Genomic DNA, 16,133 nt, shown 5'->3' on the forward strand with positions numbered 1-16,133 from the left:
TATGGACGCGATGTCAGTTGTCCCGGTGGGCCGGGCGGGCGCAGAGTGTGGGGCATGACGAACCACCCCGCGGATACCGCGCTCGACCCCGCCGCGCTGCTCGCGGTCGCGGTCGAGGAGGCCAGGACCGGGCTCGCGGAGGGCGGCGTCCCGATCGGCGCGGCGCTGTTCGCCACCGACGGCACGCTGCTCGGACGCGGGCACAACCGCCGGGTGCAGGACGGCGATCCGTCGCTGCACGCGGAGACCGCCGCGTTCCGCAACGCCGGACGTCGTCCGGGCTACCGCGACACGATCATGGTCACCACGCTCTCGCCGTGCTGGTACTGCTCCGGGCTGGTCCGCCAGTTCGGGATCGGGCACGTCGTGATCGGCGAGGCGACTACGTTCTCCGGCGGGCACGACTGGCTGGCCGAGCACGGCGTCGCCGTGACGCTGCTCGAGGACCCCGAGTGCATCGGCCTGATGACCGACTTCATCCGCGACCGGCCCGAGCTGTGGGCCGAGGACATCGGGGTCGACCCCGCCGAGCTCGAGGACGGTGAGCTGTGACCGAACCCGTACCCTCCATCGATCTGCGTCCGTGGTTCTCCGGGGAGGACCGCGCCGGAGTGGCGGCGCAGGTGGACGCCGCCCTGCAGCGCTCCGGGTTCATGCTCGTCACCGGCCACGGCGTCGCGCCGGAGCTGCGGGCCGCCACCCGGGGGGCGGCGCGGGCGTTCTTCGCGCTCCCGACCGCGGTGAAGCAGCAGTACGCGGCCACCGTCGGCGGCCGCGGCTGGCTGCCGACCGGCGTCGAGGCCAACGGCTACGCGGAGGGCACCGAGACGCCGCCCGACCTCAAGGAGACGTTCGCGATCGGCGCCGACCAGCGGGTCGGCGACCCGGTTGTCGACGCGGCCTGGTTCCTGCCGAACGTCTGGCCGGCCGAGGCTCCGGAGCTGCACGACGTGCTGACCCGGTACCAGGCGGCGATGCGGACGCTCGCCGACCAGCTGCTCGAGGTGTGCGCCGCCGCGCTCGGCCTGCCGACGTCGTTCTTCGTCCCGACGACCGACCACCCGACCTGGACGCTGAACATCAACTGGTACCCGCCGATGGGGGTCGTCGGTGAGCCGGAGGAGGGCCAGTACCGGATCGGTCCGCACACCGACTTCGGCACGCTGACGCTGCTCGACCGCGAGTACGGCAGCGGCGGGTTGCAGGTGTTCACGGCCGACGGGGAGTGGGTGGACGCTCCCTACGACCCGGAGGCGTTCACGATCAACGTCGGCGACCTGCTCGCCCGCTGGACCGGCGACCGCTGGCTGTCCGCCCGGCACCGGGTGCTCCCGCCGCAGGCCGACGCCCCGGACGAGGACCTTGTCTCGCTCGTCTACTTCTACGAGGCCAACCACGACGCGGTGGTGGAGGCGCTGGAGCCCCCGATCGGCCGCGCGGCCCACCCGCCGGTCGTCAGCGGCGACTTCATCCGCGAACGCCTCGACGCCATCACGATCGCTTAGTCGAAGACCCGGCGGCTGCACCCGCCGGCGTACCGGGCGCCTACCGGAGTGACGACCGTGGACGCGGGCAGACAGCCCCGGCCGGGAGAGGACGACAGATGGCTGTAACCGAGGACGCGGGAGTCGAACCGCTGCGCGAAGGCACCTACGGCACCAAGGTGGTCGCCGTCGAACCCGGCGGGATCGAGAAGATCCCGCTCGCCGACCGACACGGCCGACCGCTCAACCTGTTCTGGACCTGGGCGTCGCCGAACCTGGAGTTCGCGACGATCTACCTCGGGGTGCTGTCCACGCTCGTGTTCGGCCTGACGTTCTGGCAGGCCGTGCTCGCGATCGTGCTCGGCAACGCGCTCTCGTCGATCGCGCACGGCGTGCTCTCGGCCAGAGGTCCGGTCCACGGCGTGCCGGAGATGGTGCTGTCCCGCGGTGCGTTCGGCTACTGGGGCAACCTCCTGCCCGCGGGATTCCTGGCGGTCACGGCGGGCATCGGGTGGTTCGCGGTCAACAGCGTGAGCGCCACGTTCGCGCTGAACGCGCTGACCGACCTGCCGAAGTGGCTGTGCCTGGTCGTCGTGGTGGGCGCGCAGGTCGTGATCGCGTTCCTCGGCCACAACTTCGTGCACTCGTTCGAGCGCTGGGTGTTCCCGGTGCTGGCGGTCGTCTTCGTGGTCGGCGCCGTCGTCGTGCTGAGCAAGTCCAGCCCGGGTGCGCCTGCCGGGGAAGGCATCCCGGGTGTGGGCACCGTCGGCGGGTTCCTGCTGACGCTCGCCGCGGTCTTCGGATACGCGTCCGGCTGGAACCCGTACGCCGCGGACTACGCGCGGTACCTGCCGCCGGACACCAACCGGCGTGCGGTGGGGCTCTGGGCCGGCGCCGGGCTGTTCGTCGCCACCACCGGGCTGCAGATCGTCGGTGCGGCGTCGGTCACGATCGGGCCACCGACCTCCGACAACCCGACCACCGCGTTCGTCGACACGATGCCGTCGCTGCTCGCGAACCTCACGTTACTGGCGATCGCGATCGGCGGTGTCGCGGCGAACGTCCTGAACATCTACTCGGGGTCGATGGCGTTCCTGACGATGGGCGTCAAGCTGCCCGCGCACCTTCGCCGGGCGCTGGTCGCGGTGACGTTCGGCGCGGTGGGGTTCGTCGTCGCGTACTTCGGGCTGGAGGACGCCGGGCACAAGTACGAGAACTTCCTGCTGGTGATCGGGTATTGGATCGCGCCGTGGCTGGGCGTCGTGCTGGTCGACCTCTGGCTGCGCCGGAAGGACAGCGACGGGTCGGCGGTGGCGCCGGTGCTGTACGACACCCGGTACACGAACTGGGCCGGACCGATCGCGATGGTCACGGGGCTGGTCGTCTCGATCGGGCTGTTCTCGAACCAGGCGAAGTACACCGGTCTGGTGGTCGAGTCGAACCCGGCGATCGGTGACGTGACGCCGATCGTGGGGCTCGTGCTCGCGGCCGCCGTGTACTTCGCGCTGCGCGCCCGGAACAGTCGGCAACAAATAGGGACATAGGTAACTTATGCTGTCGCCAGATGCGAGCTTTGCGGGAGGCTGGCGTGGGCGACACAGCGCACGGTACGGAGAGCGGCGGGAACGAGTACCGGGAGATGGTGGACGCCATCCCGGACTTCGGATTGGTCCGGCTGGACCGCGACGGCCTGATCCGGGGGTGGTACGGCGCGATCAGCGACATCACCGGATACGCGGCGGACGAGGTGCTCGGGCAATCGGCGTCGATACTCCATCCGGAGGGCGAGGCGCAGGACATCCGCAGCGAGCTCGAGGCCGCCGCGTCCACCGGACGGTTCCGCACCGAGGGATGGCGCGTGCGGAAGGGCGGCGAGCGCTTCTGGGCGACGGTGTCGCTCACGCCGATGGCGGGCGGCTACCTCAAGATCGTCCGTGACCTCACCGAACGTCGCACCCAGGAACTCGCGCTGCGCAGCGTCGAGGAGATGATCAACAGCATCACCGACTACGAGGTCATCCGTCTGGACGCGGATGGCCTCGTCCGGTCCTGGAACCCGGGCGCCGAGCGTCTCCGGCAGTTCACCGCCGCCGAGGTCATCGGTAAGCCGGTCTCGACGTTCTACTCCGAGGAGGAGGTTCGGCGCGGCGTCCCCGAGCGGGAGATGGCGGCGGCCGTTCGCGAGGGCCGGTTCGAGTCCGAGGGCTGGCGCCTGCGGCGTGACGGCAGCCGGTTCTGGGCCAACGACGTGCTCAGCCCGATCCGTAACCCGGAAGGCGACGTGGTCGGGTACGTCAAGATCTCCCGCGACCAGAGCGAACGCCGCGAGGCTGAACAACTCGTCTCCCGGCAGCGGGACGAGATCCTCGAGCTGTCCACCCCGGTCATCCAGGTCTGGGACGACGTCCTCGTGCTGCCGGTCATCGGGACGCTCGACAGCGCCAGGGCTGCCAGGCTCACCGAGAACCTCCTGGAGCGGATCGCCCGCGACCAGGCCGAGGTTGTCATCCTCGACGTCAGCGGCGTGCCCGCCGTCGACACCGAGGTCGCGCAGCACCTGCTGAAGACCGTGGAGGCGGCCCGCCTGATGGGCAGCATCAGCGTGCTGTCCGGCGTCCGGCCGGAGACCGCGCAGGCCATCGTCCACCTGGGCATCGAGCTGGGCACGCTGCGCTGCCGCAGCAGCCTCAAGGACGCACTGCAGCTCGCACTCCGGCTGGTCGGTGCCCCACTGACGTCGGAGAGGCCGGCGGTCGATGCCTGACGAGGTCCCGATCATGCGGATCGGCCGCAACCTCCTGGTCACGCTCCAGGGTGACCTCGAGGACGCCACGGTCGAGCAGATCGAGCGCGTGGTCACCAGAGAGGTGGCCCGGACCGAGGCGACCGGCATGCTGATCGACATCAGCGGGCTCACGCTCGTCGATTCGTTCGTCGCCCGGGTGATCGCCCGGCTGGTCGGCATGGTCCGCCTGCTCGGCGCGCGGACCACGGTCGTCGGCATGCAGCCGGCCGTCGCGATCACGCTGGTCGAGCTGGGCGTCTCGCTGAAGCACGTCCACACCGCGCTCAACGCCGAGCAGGGCATGGCGCGTCTCCGGGGACGGCAGGATGAGCGCCTCGACTGACGGCGCCGTGCAGACGGTCACGATCGGCGGCGAGTCGGACCTCCTGCGCGTCCGGACCACGCTGCGTGCGGAGTCGCAGGCAGCCGGCCTCGGCCTCACCGCGGCCACGAAGTTCGTAACCGCTGGTAGCGAGCTGGCCCGGAACATCATCCGGTACGCCGTGCACAGCCAGGGTGAGGTGCTGATCGAGCCACTACTGCAGCACGGTGGCAAGCGTGGCGTCCGGGCGACGTTCACCGACTCCGGCCCCGGGATCCCCGACCTGGACGCGGCGATGACCGACAACTACACGACCGGAGGCGGGCTGGGGCTCGGTTTGCCGGGCAGCAGGCGCCTGGTCGACGAGTTCTCGATCGACACCGGGCCGGACCGAGGCACCACGGTGGTGATCACACAGTGGGGCAGGTAGGCCACCGCGCCACCGTCCGATTCCCGCACCACCGCCGGGTGGAGGTGGGCGACGACACGGCCGTCGGCGAAGCGCGGCGGATCGCGAATCGGCTCGCCAGCGACCTGGGCGCCGATCCGGTCGGCGTCACCCGGGCCGAGCTGGTCGCCACTGAGCTCGCGACGAACCTGTTGCGGCACGCGGACCCGGGCGGGTGGCTGCTGCTCCGGGCCGCACGACCGAGCCGGGTGGAGATCCTCGCGGTCGACCGCGGCCCGGGGATCCCCGACGTGGCTACGGCGCTGGCGGGCCACTCGCCCGCGCCGAAGGGCCTGGGCTGCGGGTTGGCCTCGGCCCGCCGAGCGTCCTGCCTGCTCGACGTGTACAGCCGCGCCGGGTCCGGCACCGTGGTGCTGGCCCTGGTCGACGTCGCCGACGCCGAGGCGTCGGCGGACCCCCGGCGGTGCGCCGGGGTCTCGGTCGGGCTCTTCGAGGCCTGCGGCGACGGATGGTCGGTGATCGAGCTGGACGACGGGCGGCTCGCGGTCGCGGTGGTCGACGGCGTCGGGCACGGCGTCGCGGCGTCGGTCGCCGCCGACGTGGTGCTGGACGTCTTCGGCGAAGCGCCGACCGACCTGGCGACGTTCTCCCGGCGCGCCAACGAGGCCGCGCGGGGCACCCGGGGCGCCGTGGCCACGGTGTGCGTGCTCGACTCCGGCGCCGAGCGGCTGTCGTGCGTGGCGGTCGGCAACGTCAACGGACGGGTGTTCGCCGAGGCCACCGAGAAGGGCCTGTTGACGTTCAGCGGTGGCCTGGGACTGACCGCGCGGCCGCCGTCGGCGAAGATCCAGCATCCCGCGTGGGCCGCGGGGGCGACGCTGGTGCTGTGGACCGACGGGCTCCGCAGCCGGTTGGACCTGACCGGCTACCCGGGGTTGTTCGAGCACGACCCGGCGGTGGTGGCGGCCGTGCTGCACCGCGACCACGCCCGCGGTACGGACGACGCGACGGTCGTCGTCGCGCACGACGGCGGACGCCCCGGCTTCGGTCACCCGGACGGGCCGTGAGCAACGAGCCCGCCGACCTCACCGCACTCACCGCGGAAGTGGAGGCACTGCGCGCCGAGTTGGAGGAGACCAACCGCGGCCTGATGGCGCTCTACGCGGAGCTGTCCGCGCAGACCGACGAGCTGGACCGCGCCCGGGTCGTCGCGGAGGAGGCGACCAGGGCCAAGGCCGCGTTCCTGGCGGACATGGGCCACGAGATCCGCAACCCGCTCAACTCGGTGATCGGGTTCGCCGAGTTGCTCGACGAAACCGAGCTGACCCACGAGCAGTCCGACTACCTGAAGCCGATCCGCGCGGCCGGCGACCACCTCCGCAGCCTGATGGACGACCTCCTCGACTTCTCCAAGCTGGAAGCCGGGTACTTCACGTTCGAATCGGTCCCGTTCGACCTGGTCGGTTGCGTCGAGGACGCGCTGGCGATCGTCGCGCCGCAGGCGGCGGCGAAGCACCTGGGGCTGGCGGCGGTATTCACGCACGACACCCCGGCCACCGCGCACGGCGACCCCACCCGGCTCCGCCAGATCCTGGTCAACCTGCTGGTCAACGCCGTCAAGTTCACGGCGGAGGGACAGGTCTGGGTCGAGCTGACGACCCGCCGCGCCGGCTCCACCCCGGCCTGCCTGTCGTTCGCCGTCCACGACACTGGCATCGGCATCGCGCCGGACGCGCTGGAGCGGATCTTCGTCCCGTTCGCCCAGGCCGACGCGTCCACCCACCGCCGGTACGGCGGTACCGGGCTGGGCCTCTCGATCGCCCGCGAACTCAGCCACCGGATGGACGGCGAGCTCACCGTGGCCTCCGAGGTCGGCGTCGGGTCGACGTTCACCAGCACCGTCCGGATGGCCGTGGGTCCCGAGACGCTCACCGACCCGGACGACCGGCCGCTCTGCGGCCGGACCGTGCTGCTCGTCCACGACGATCCGGTGACCGAGCGGGCGCTCCGCACCCACCTGACGAGCTGGGGAGCCGTCGTGCGGACGGAGCCGGGACCGGTGGACCCGGCCCTCGCGGTCGTCGATGCCGGTGCCGAGCGGTTCCTCGGGCTCGGGCACTCGGTGCCGGTCCTCGTCGTCGTCCCGCTGGCCCTCCGGCGGCAGACGCCCGACGGTGTCGCCGCGGTGCTGCACAGCCCGGTGCGTCGCAGCCAGCTCCGGCTCGCCGTTGACGCGGTGCTGTCCGCCATCACCGCCTGAGCCGACCCGGCCGCTTCTCGTTCACAGTCCGTTCATGCTGCTCGGCGACGGTTCAGCCAGCGGCGCGGACGGGTAGCCGGGAAGTGGATGCACCACAGAAGGGGGTCAGGGATGACGGGCGGCGCGCCGTTTGGTGGCACCGAGCTGGATCTCTTGTTCGACGAGACCGGGGGTTTCCTCCTCGACCGTGCGCACGACTATCGCGTCGAGGACATCGACGACGACGATCCGGTGCTGCGCCGGTCGGACGGCGCCCCGGTGGACACCTGGCGCGAGGGGTACCCGTATCAGGAACGGATGTCCCGCGAGGAGTACGACCGGGTCAAGCGCCTGCTCCAGATCGAGCTGCTCAAGCTCCAGTACTGGATCAAGGACGCCGGCGAGCGCCTGGTCGTCCTGTTCGAGGGACGGGACGCCGCGGGCAAGGGCGGCACGATCAAACGGTTCCTGGAGCACCTCAACCCCCGCGGCGCGAGCGTGGTCGCGCTGGAGAAGCCGAGCGAGCGCGAGCAGAGCCAGTGGTTCTTCCAGCGCTACATCCAGCATCTGCCCGCGGCGGGCGAGATCGTGTTGTTCGACCGCTCCTGGTACAACCGCGCCGGCGTCGAGCGGGTGATGGGGTTCTGCACCGAGGAGCAGTATCAGCAGTTTCTCCGGGACGCCCCGCGGTTCGAGGACATGCTGGTGGAGAACGGCACCCGCCTGATCAAGCTGTGGTTCTCGGTCACCCGGTCCGAGCAGCGGACGCGGTTCATCATCCGGCAGATCGACCCGGTCCGGCAGTGGAAGCTCTCGCCGACCGACATCGCTTCGCTCGACAAGTGGGACGCCTACACCGAGGCGAAGGAGGCGATGTTCCTCCACACCGACCTCGCCGAGGCGCCGTGGACGGTCGTGAAGAGCAACGACAAGAAGCGCGCGCGGGTGGAGGCCATGCGGTACGTGCTGTCCCAGTTCGACTACGCCGACAAGGACGAGGAGGTCGTCGGCCGACCCGACCCTCGAATCGTCGGGCCGGCCGCGAGCGTCCTTCCGGATTGATCGATCAGAACGGGCAGGTGTTCATCGACGCGCTCACCGGGGCGAACAATCCGGTGGACGGTCCGGGGCAGAGGAACTGGGTGTAGCGGGTGTCGTTGTCCACCCAACGCTTGAGCCACGAGATGAAGTATTTCGCCATCGTGGTGTTCGCCGACGTGGGGAAGAAATGGTCGGCGTTCCGGAGTTCGATGTAATCCTTCTCGGCTCGGGTGATGCTGTTGTAGAACGGCTTCGCGTGGTCGTTCGGCGAGGCGACGGCGTCGGACGAACCACCGAAGAACAGCGTCGGCACGGTGACGGCGGACCAGTTGCGCTCGCCGTTCCAGGGCGCCATCCCGACGATCGCCTTGAGCGACGGGCGTTGCAGTGCGGCCCGCCGCAGGCCGCCGCCGCCCATCGACCAGCCGGCCGCGGCCAGCCGGGTCCGGTCGATCCGGCTCGCGACCGGGCTCCGGGTCGTCGCCCAGTCCAGCGCGGCCAGCGCCTGGTCACCGCGCGGGTCGGGCAGGTCGGTGATCACGCTGGTCTCGATGCCGATGACCACAAAACCCTGGGACGCCAGGCGCGGCCCGAGCCAGTTGAGCTGGGCCCAGACCGAGATGAAGCCCGGCACGATCACGACCGCCCCGTACGTCTGGCTGGTGTCGGTCGGGTAGTAGATCTGGCCGCCGCCGAAGCCGGAGGCACCGACGATCGGCTGCGTGCCGACCGCGAACGGGCCGGTCGCCGCCTCGATACTCGCGTTCGTGGGGTCCGGACCGCGTTGGTAGGGGTTGTCGGCCGCCTGCGCGGCGGGGGCGGCGGTGAGCCCGCTCGCGACGAGCGCAGCGGTGAACAACAGGAGCGCCGGTAACGACGCTCGTCGGCGCTCGGGGCGGCCGGTACTTCGGAGAAAGGACAGCACGTCGTCGTACACCTTTCGTTCGGGTGCGACGGCGCGGAATCAGTTTTCGGGCAGACCGCGGAAACGCGTCGGGTGACGATTTCCCGCGCGCGCCGTCACGAGGGTGCGGACGACGGAATTATGCGGCTGCGGGAAATGGAAATGGGGGAGTGCTGACGAAGATCGCCGCCGAATGACAAAACATTTCTCGCTCAATTCGGATGGCGAAAATTCGTTGTCACCCGGCTCAGCGGTCGCGGAAGAACCGAGCCGGCCCGAACGCGCGCCCGAACAGGTAGGCGCTGAGCAGGATCCCGAACACCGCCACGGCGAGGCGCGGCGCGCCGTGGTCGAGGACGTTCACCGCGGCGCTGGAGAGCAGCAGGACCAGCGCGGGCGCGGCGGGGTGTACGCCGCCCGCGCGCCGGTTGCTGTCCCGGGGTAACGGCCTGGTCACGCCTCGATGGTGAGGCGGCGCGGAATCCCCCGCCGGTCCGGGCCGCGCAACATCATCCGAACGCTGGGCGAACACCGTCCGCCGCCTCCCCCGTGGCGCCGGGGGAGGCGACCGGCGTCAGAGCTCTTCGGTGCGCGCGCGTTCGAGCGTCGCGAGCGTCTCGCCGGCCAGGTCGTGGAGCGGATGGTCGGGCACGGTCGCCTCGCGCAGCGTCCGGTAGGCCGCGATCGCGGCGTCCAGATCGGCGAGCGCGCCCCGCCGCCCGAACCGCTCGCTCAGCGCCAGCCCCAGCCGGAACGTGACCGCGTTGCGGCCGTCCTGCTCGGACGCGAGGGTCTCCGCGTCGCCTGCCTCGGCCGTGTGCGCCGTGTGCGCCTCCACGGAACCGGGCTCTCCGGCGCCGGGCCCCGTGGCGCCGGACCCCGTGGCGCCGGACCCCGTGGCGCCGGACCCTGTGGGACCGGACCCCATCGGACCGGGCTCCGGGCGACCGGGCTCCGCTGCGTCGGCCGGGGCGGCGGCGGGCTCGTCGGGCGGCGGGTTCGCCGCGATCGCCTGCTGCCGGGCGTCCCCAGTGGTGGGGGTGACCGGAGGGGACAACGGCGGCTCGCCGACCGGGGGTGTCCGGAGCGGGGCGCGCAGCGCCTCGCGGAGCAACGCGACGGCCTCGTCGAGGTCGGCGTCGCGGCCCGGCCGATGGCTGCTCGTCTGCAGCAAGTACCCCAGCGACGCCACCCGTGCCGGCAGGTCGGGGTGGTCGTCGCCGGTGGCGGCGACGGCCGCCTGGCCGAGCTCGAGCGCTTCGCCGATGTCCGCCTCCGCGCCGTACCGCTCGAACCGCTCGGCGAGCACGGTCGCCAGCCGGATGTTGACCGCGGCCGCTTCCGGCGTGCCGGTCCGATGCGCGGACACCGACGCCTGACGCAGCGTCGCGACCGCTTCGTCCAGATCCTCGCGCCGCTCGTGCAGCTCGAACCGCTCGAACAGCGCATCACCGAGCTGCCAGCGCCGGACCGCGAGCCCTGGGTGGCCGCTCGGCCCGCTCATGATCGAGGTACGGGCGTGCGTGATCGCGTCGTCCAGATCCGCGGCCTCACCGTCACGGTCCCATCGTTCTTTGAGGACCGCCGCCAGGCACCACGACGCCTCGTGCTGCTCCGGGCTCTCCGACGGCAACCCCTCGACCGCACGCCGCAGCGCGTCGATCGCCGCGTCGAGGTCCTCGTCGTTCCCGGCGTGCGCGTGCCGGTCGGCCAGCGCGAGCCCCAGGTTCGCGAAGTACCCGGGGCGGTTGGGGTCGGCGTCCACCGACAGCTCGGCGGCCTGCCGGAGCGTCGTCACCGCGGTGTCGATGTCGGCGGGCCGGTTTCGCACCCGGAACCGCAGCCGCAGTCCCAACCCGAGCGTGCACAGCGCGCTGGGCGTCCGGTGGTCGCCCTTCGCCATCGCGTCCACGGCCGTGCCCGCGGTGCGGATCGCCTCGTCGAGGATGCGCGCGTCCTGGACCGCCTCGGCCCGTGCGAGCAGCGCGTCGGCGTAACCCGCGAGGAAGCCGGACCGCGCGGGGTGGGCGGCGGGCAGGTCGGGGAAACCCTCCTCGTAGAGCGTCATCGCTTCGGCCAGATCGGATTCGCTCCCGGTCTCCCGGTACCGGCCGAGCAGCGTGTCGGCGAGGTCGGCGCGGGCGTCCACGACGGCGGGGTGCTGTTTCGGCGTGCCGGCCAGCAGTTCGCGGAGCAGGGCGACCGCGTCGTCGAGGTCCGCCGGGTGGGCGTAGACGCCGAAGCGGACCTGCAGTGCCGACTTCAAGCTCCACAGCGGAGCGAGACGGGTCGGGTCGTCCGGCGGGAGCTCGGCGGCCACCCCGCGGAGCAGCACGACGGCCTCGTCGAGGAGGTGCGGGTCGTGCTCCTCCATCGCCTGCTCGATGAGACGGTCGGCGTGCGCGACGCGGGCCGTCGTATCAGGCTCGGTGTTTTGTGCGGGGGCTGCCACCATTCCTCCACCATCGTTAACGGGTGACCCAAATGTCTCCGATGGCTCTCAGTATCGGGGAAGTCACGGAAGTGTGGGGGACGCCCACGTCCCCGTAACGGTGTGCACCTGCGCAACTCAGTCGAGGGGGAGCCGCACCCGTACGGTGGTGCCGACGCCTGCGGTGCTCAGGATCTCGACCTCGCCACCCAGTGCCCTGGCCTGGTCCCGGATCCCCGCGAGGCCACCGTCCGCGACCGCACGCGCACCACCGGCGCCGGCGTCGACGACCTCGCCGACCAGGTTCCGGTCCTCGGCGTAGACCCGCACGACGACCTCGTCCACGGACGCGTGCCGAGCCGCGTTCGTCAGCGCTTCGGCCAGTGCCAGGTACAGCGCCCGCTCCAGACCCGGCGACGGCTTGACGTCGGCGATCTGCAGTTCGACCGCGAGGTCCAGCCGCTCGGCCAGGCTCTCCAGGGCCGCGGGCAGCCCTTCCTCGGTGAGCTGTCCGGGGTGGATGCCGCGAGCGAACGCGCGTAACTCGCCGAGCGCCTGGGTCGCGGCCTCCCGCGCCTCGCGCAGCGCGGCCCTGGCCTCCGGTTCCTGGACCGACGCCTCCACCGCCGCCAGCCGCATCGCCAACGCGACCAGCCGCTGCTGCGCGCCGTCGTGCAGGTCGCGCTCCATCCGCTGGCGCTCGGCGGCCTCCGCCTGCAGCACCCGCATCTGGGCGACCCGGACCTGTTCGATCCGGGCCTGCACCTCGGTCTGCAACTGGGCGTTCTCCAGCGCGCGCCGCCCGGCGAGCAGCGCCGACATCACGAGGCCCTCGTGGCGCCGCAACGCCGGATCGGTGTCCACGACCGCGAGTGGCTCGCCGCCCTCGGTCACCACCGGCAGCCGCCAGCGTTCGGCGTCCGGGTCGGGCGGCGGCACCACCCGACCGGCGTGGTCGACGTACTGGCCCTGCCGCGGAACCCAGAACCAGACGTCGAGCGTCGGGTCGCGGAGCACCGCGCGGAACGCGTTCCGCACCTGCTCGGCCGAGGGTGGCCGGGTGAGCTGCAGCAGCTGGTCGGCCACGGCGACCTCGGCCCAGCGACGCCGCAGCCCGACCGCGAGCAGGGCCAGCGGCACCGAGAGCGCGAGCGTGCCCTGCACCAGGTACGTGTCGAGCTGCCGGTCCAGGCCGGTGATCGCTCCGGTCTGGACGAACGCGGAGAGCACGCCGACGACCGCGACGGCGGTCAGCACCGGGAGCGTCAGCGCCCGCTCGACACCGTAGAGCCGCCGCTGCCGCCACCAGATCACGGCCGCGAACCCGGCCGCGATCGCGAGCGTCGCCGCCGTGACGGCGCCGAGCGCGACGGTCTCCAACCGTGCGGAGTGGACCAGCCGCGGCCAGACGATGTCGTCGTCGTACCCGTAGAGCGACGGAGGTGTCGTCAGGCAGAGCACGACCTGGCCGCCGACCAGGACCACCGCGGCGGCCACCGCCCACCACCGCTCGGGCCGGCCGTGCAGCCGTCCGTCCGGGTAGTACAGGATGCCGACGCTGCCCGCGAGGAAGAAGAACGACTGCGCGAACGCCGAGATCAGCGGGCTCGCGCCGGTGTTCCACGCGGCCAGCCACACGAACGCCCAGCAGAACGCGGCCGTCAGCAGCAGCAACCCGGTCGGACGGGTGCCGCGGCCGGTGCCGAGCAGGACGCCGGCCGCTGCGGTGGTGCCGCACTCGAGCAGCGTGATCCCGGCGGCGAGCGAGTGGGTCTGCCAGTGCGGCCATCCACAGGCGACCGCGATGAGCGCGACGACCAGCCCCACGCCGATCGCCCACTGCCGTGGGTGGCGCTCCAGGGTCGTGTACGGGCGGATGCGCTTCCGCTCGCCCGGCACGCCGACCTCGGTGACCACGTGGTCACCCTAGGGGCAGCACCAGTGTGCTGTGTTCGCTTGTGCCCGCTCCGTATCCGAGTTGGGCGTCCGCACACGGTTCAGAGGTCGCCGGCACCGTCCTGCCGGGCCCGCAGGTACGCGAGAACCGCGGAGACCCGCCGGTGGTGACCGGTCTCGGTCGCGGGCAGGCCGAGCTTGGCGAAGATGCTCGCGATGTGTTTCTCGACCGTCTTTTGGTTGAGGACGAGGACCTCGGCGATGCCGCTGTTCGAGCGGCCTTCGGCCATGTGGCGCAGGACGTCCTTCTCGCGGTCGGTCAGCTGGGAGACGCCGGGGCTGGTCGCGCGCTTGCGACGCTGTTCGAGCAGCCGCTCGACGACCTCCGGCTCGATCACGGTGTCGCCCGCGGCGATGCGGGTCAGCGTGTCCTGGAGCGTCGCGACGTCGGCGACCTGCTCCTTGAGGCGATACCCGACGCCGCGCGAGCCGATCTCCAGCAGGCGCATCAGGTACGGCGTCTCGGTGTAGTGGGAGAGCATCAGGATGCCCAGTTCGGGCCAGGTCTCCCGGAGCCGTTCCGCGGTGGCCAGCCCACCGTCCGGCTTCGGGGGCATCCGAATGTCGAGGATGACGACGTCCGGCAGGTCGGCCGCGATCTTGCCGAACAGCTCGTCACCGTCGGCGGCCTGCGCGGCGACCTCGACGCCCGCCGCCGACAGCAGAAGGCAGAGGCCGTCCCGGAACAGGGCCGCGTCGTCGGCGACGGCTACGCGCATGGGATCCTCGCCGCGACCGTGAAGTCGGTGCCGTTCTCACTGGGTGCGAGTAACTCGCCGCCGATCGCCCGGATGCCCCCACCGAGCGCGGCGAAGTACTTCTCGCTGTGGTCCCCGCCGATCCCCACCGCGGTGGTTCGCACCCACAGGTCGCCACTGCGGGCCGAGACCTCCACCCGGATCTCGGCAGCATTCAACTGTCGTGTCACGATCGTCAGCACCTCGGTCGTCGAGTAGTACGCCACGGCTTCCACCACCGGCGGGAAACGGCGGGCCGGCGCAGTAATCGTGACCGGGACCGGGAAGCGGTCGGCGACGGCCTCCAGCGCCGGTCCGAGCCCCGACTCGGTCAGTGTGGACGGATGGATCCCGTCGGCCAACTCGCGCAGCTCCCGGAGGACCTCGCGGATCTCGTCCTGGACCTCGCCCATCAAGTCCCTGGCCCGGGTATCCAGCGGAACCGTCGCGCTGGCGGCCCCGAGCCGCATGGTCAGGGCCGCCAGCCGATGCTGGGCACCGTCGTGCAGGTTCTGTTCCAGGCGTCTTCGCTCCGCCCAGCGGGATTCTTCGACCTTCCGGTGGGCCGCGGTGAGGTCCTGACGTTCGGCGCGAATGCCCGCCTGCAGCCCGGCCAGTGCCAGCGCCGGGCCGGCGGCCTGGACGGCGGTGGCGACCAGGTCGGTCCGGTGGCGGTGGTGCGGGCTGCCCACGAGGATCGCCACCGGCACACCCGCGTCGAACCGCACGTCGGGGACCGGGACGCGCTCGGCGGTCTCGTGTTCGAGCGTCCGCCCGTCCTGGCAGATCACCGCGAACCGGTCGTTCGCCGGTACCTCGACCTCGCGGCCCTCGGCATCTACGTACCGGCGTAGGCCGTCGACCCAGTAGCCGATCTGGATCGACGGGTCACGCAGTGCCCGGCGGAGCGCGGACTGCAGCCGGTGCGGGCTGGCCGGCCAGGACAGCCCGGTGACCGCGTCGGCGACGTCGGCCCGCTCGGCGGCCAGCCGCGCGGTCGCGGCGACCACCGTGATCGGGAGGGCGAGCAGCGCGATGCCGATCACCGTCGGTACCCAGAGTGCTCCCGTCCCGGACGGCGACCCGGCCAGCGCCCAGGCCGCCAGCACCGCGACCGCGGCGACGACCGCGGGCACCTGGGCCGTGCGCAGCGTCCGCCGCTCCAGCCCGCGGACCCGGCCGAGCCTGCGGGCGACCAGCGTGAGGAACGCGGCGATCAACGCGAGGTCGCAGACGTTGGTCAGCGCGCGGACGGCCGGGGCGCCGTCGGTGATCGCCGTCAGCACGTCGGTGCCGACCATCGTGACGGTCGCCACCACCAGGTAGCGGCGCTCCCACCGGTTCACGTGGTTGGACCAGTAGAGGATCGCGGCGGTCAGCAGCAGCCAGAACGCGGAGTTGAAGAGCGAGCCGACGATCGCCGGGATGGCGTCGTGCCACTCCCCGATCCAGGTGCCGGAGCGGCAGACCCCGGCCACCCCGAACGCCCACGGCACCGACCGGCCACGCGTCCCGGCACCCGCGCCACGCAGCAGCGGGGCGACCGCGGCGTGCGCGACGGCCAGCACCGTGTTGACGCCGGCCAGCAGCGGGCTGATCTGCCAGAGCGGCCATTGGAGCGCGGTCGACGCCGCGGCAGCGGCCACGACGACCACCCCCACGGTCGCTGCCAACCGGGCCCGCTCGGGCAGCGAAGGCCGAGCGGGCCGGGTCAGCGTGACGCGCTCCGCGTACATGTCATGTGCTTATCCGGTCGTCAACTGGGAGAACAGGGGGCCTACCCCCAACTCGGCCACCGTGGGGCCACCCGAACGGATTCGGGGGG

15 protein-coding genes are annotated in these 16,133 nt (G+C 71.9%); 9 read left to right on the forward strand and 6 right to left on the reverse strand.

What is annotated here, in order from left to right; all coding sequences use genetic code 11:
- The first annotated feature begins 54 nt into the window (after nucleotides 1-54).
- From BUB75_RS02420 to ppk2, 9 genes are all read left to right on the forward strand, one after another.
- A complete protein-coding gene (locus BUB75_RS02420; protein WP_073250959.1) occupies nucleotides 55-552 on the forward strand; it encodes a nucleoside deaminase in 498 nt (165 codons plus the stop codon).
- Nucleotides 549-1,505 carry an isopenicillin N synthase family dioxygenase gene (locus BUB75_RS02425; RefSeq protein ID WP_073250961.1) on the forward strand — a complete coding sequence of 319 codons (957 nt, stop codon included), beginning with the start codon at nucleotides 549-551 and terminating at the stop codon, nucleotides 1,503-1,505. Before BUB75_RS02420 ends, BUB75_RS02425 begins: the two co-directional genes overlap by 4 nt.
- A gap of 98 nt (nucleotides 1,506-1,603) precedes the next feature.
- Nucleotides 1,604-3,028 (forward strand): purine-cytosine permease family protein, encoded by a 1,425-nt coding sequence (locus BUB75_RS02430; RefSeq protein ID WP_073250963.1) that lies wholly within the window; start codon nucleotides 1,604-1,606, stop codon nucleotides 3,026-3,028.
- A gap of 44 nt (nucleotides 3,029-3,072) precedes the next feature.
- On the forward strand, nucleotides 3,073-4,248 hold the full coding sequence (locus tag BUB75_RS02435; RefSeq protein ID WP_218617242.1) for a PAS domain S-box protein: 1,176 nt from the start codon (nucleotides 3,073-3,075) through the stop codon (nucleotides 4,246-4,248).
- Nucleotides 4,241-4,612 carry an STAS domain-containing protein gene (locus BUB75_RS02440; RefSeq protein WP_073250965.1) on the forward strand — a complete coding sequence of 124 codons (372 nt, stop codon included), beginning with the start codon at nucleotides 4,241-4,243 and terminating at the stop codon, nucleotides 4,610-4,612. The genes BUB75_RS02435 and BUB75_RS02440 overlap by 8 nt, the downstream gene beginning before the upstream one ends.
- The gene (locus tag BUB75_RS02445; protein ID WP_073250967.1) at nucleotides 4,596-5,021 is read left to right on the forward strand and encodes an ATP-binding protein; all 426 of its coding nucleotides are present in this window, start codon (nucleotides 4,596-4,598) and stop codon (nucleotides 5,019-5,021) included. The genes BUB75_RS02440 and BUB75_RS02445 overlap by 17 nt, the downstream gene beginning before the upstream one ends.
- The gene (locus BUB75_RS02450; RefSeq protein WP_073250969.1) at nucleotides 5,009-6,067 is read left to right on the forward strand and encodes a SpoIIE family protein phosphatase; all 1,059 of its coding nucleotides are present in this window, start codon (nucleotides 5,009-5,011) and stop codon (nucleotides 6,065-6,067) included. Before BUB75_RS02445 ends, BUB75_RS02450 begins: the two co-directional genes overlap by 13 nt.
- Complete coding sequence (locus tag BUB75_RS02455) at nucleotides 6,064-7,260, forward strand: ATP-binding protein (protein WP_073250971.1); 1,197 nt, start codon at nucleotides 6,064-6,066, stop codon at nucleotides 7,258-7,260. Before BUB75_RS02450 ends, BUB75_RS02455 begins: the two co-directional genes overlap by 4 nt.
- A gap of 111 nt (nucleotides 7,261-7,371) precedes the next feature.
- Nucleotides 7,372-8,301 (forward strand): polyphosphate kinase 2, encoded by a 930-nt coding sequence (ppk2, locus tag BUB75_RS02460; protein ID WP_084740140.1) that lies wholly within the window; start codon nucleotides 7,372-7,374, stop codon nucleotides 8,299-8,301.
- Nucleotides 8,302-8,305: 4 nt separating this feature from the next.
- Here the strand turns inward: ppk2 and BUB75_RS02465 are convergent, their stop codons facing one another.
- The 6 genes from BUB75_RS02465 to BUB75_RS02490 all read right to left on the reverse strand — a co-directional run bounded on the left by BUB75_RS02465 (nucleotide 8,306) and on the right by BUB75_RS02490 (nucleotide 16,044).
- Nucleotides 8,306-9,202: an alpha/beta hydrolase family protein gene (locus BUB75_RS02465; protein WP_425430858.1), complete on the reverse strand. Its 897-nt coding sequence runs from the start codon at nucleotides 9,200-9,202 to the stop codon at nucleotides 8,306-8,308.
- A gap of 229 nt (nucleotides 9,203-9,431) precedes the next feature.
- On the reverse strand, nucleotides 9,432-9,641 hold the full coding sequence (locus BUB75_RS02470; RefSeq protein ID WP_073250973.1) for a hypothetical protein: 210 nt from the start codon (nucleotides 9,639-9,641) through the stop codon (nucleotides 9,432-9,434).
- Nucleotides 9,642-9,758: 117 nt separating this feature from the next.
- Nucleotides 9,759-11,639, reverse strand: coding sequence for a tetratricopeptide repeat protein (locus BUB75_RS02475; protein WP_073250975.1), 1,881 nt, complete (start codon nucleotides 11,637-11,639; stop codon nucleotides 9,759-9,761).
- A 114-nt stretch (nucleotides 11,640-11,753) separates the two neighbouring features.
- Nucleotides 11,754-13,532 (reverse strand): sensor histidine kinase, encoded by a 1,779-nt coding sequence (locus tag BUB75_RS02480; RefSeq protein ID WP_073250977.1) that lies wholly within the window; start codon nucleotides 13,530-13,532, stop codon nucleotides 11,754-11,756.
- A gap of 80 nt (nucleotides 13,533-13,612) precedes the next feature.
- Complete coding sequence (locus BUB75_RS02485; protein ID WP_073250979.1) at nucleotides 13,613-14,290, reverse strand: response regulator transcription factor; 678 nt, start codon at nucleotides 14,288-14,290, stop codon at nucleotides 13,613-13,615.
- Nucleotides 14,281-16,044, reverse strand: coding sequence for a sensor histidine kinase (locus BUB75_RS02490; RefSeq protein WP_073250982.1), 1,764 nt, complete (start codon nucleotides 16,042-16,044; stop codon nucleotides 14,281-14,283). The genes BUB75_RS02485 and BUB75_RS02490 overlap by 10 nt, the downstream gene beginning before the upstream one ends.
- Between the last annotated feature and the right edge of the window lie 89 nt (nucleotides 16,045-16,133).

The organism is Cryptosporangium aurantiacum, assembly GCF_900143005.1.
Lineage (GTDB): Bacteria > Actinomycetota > Actinomycetes > Mycobacteriales > Cryptosporangiaceae > Cryptosporangium > Cryptosporangium aurantiacum.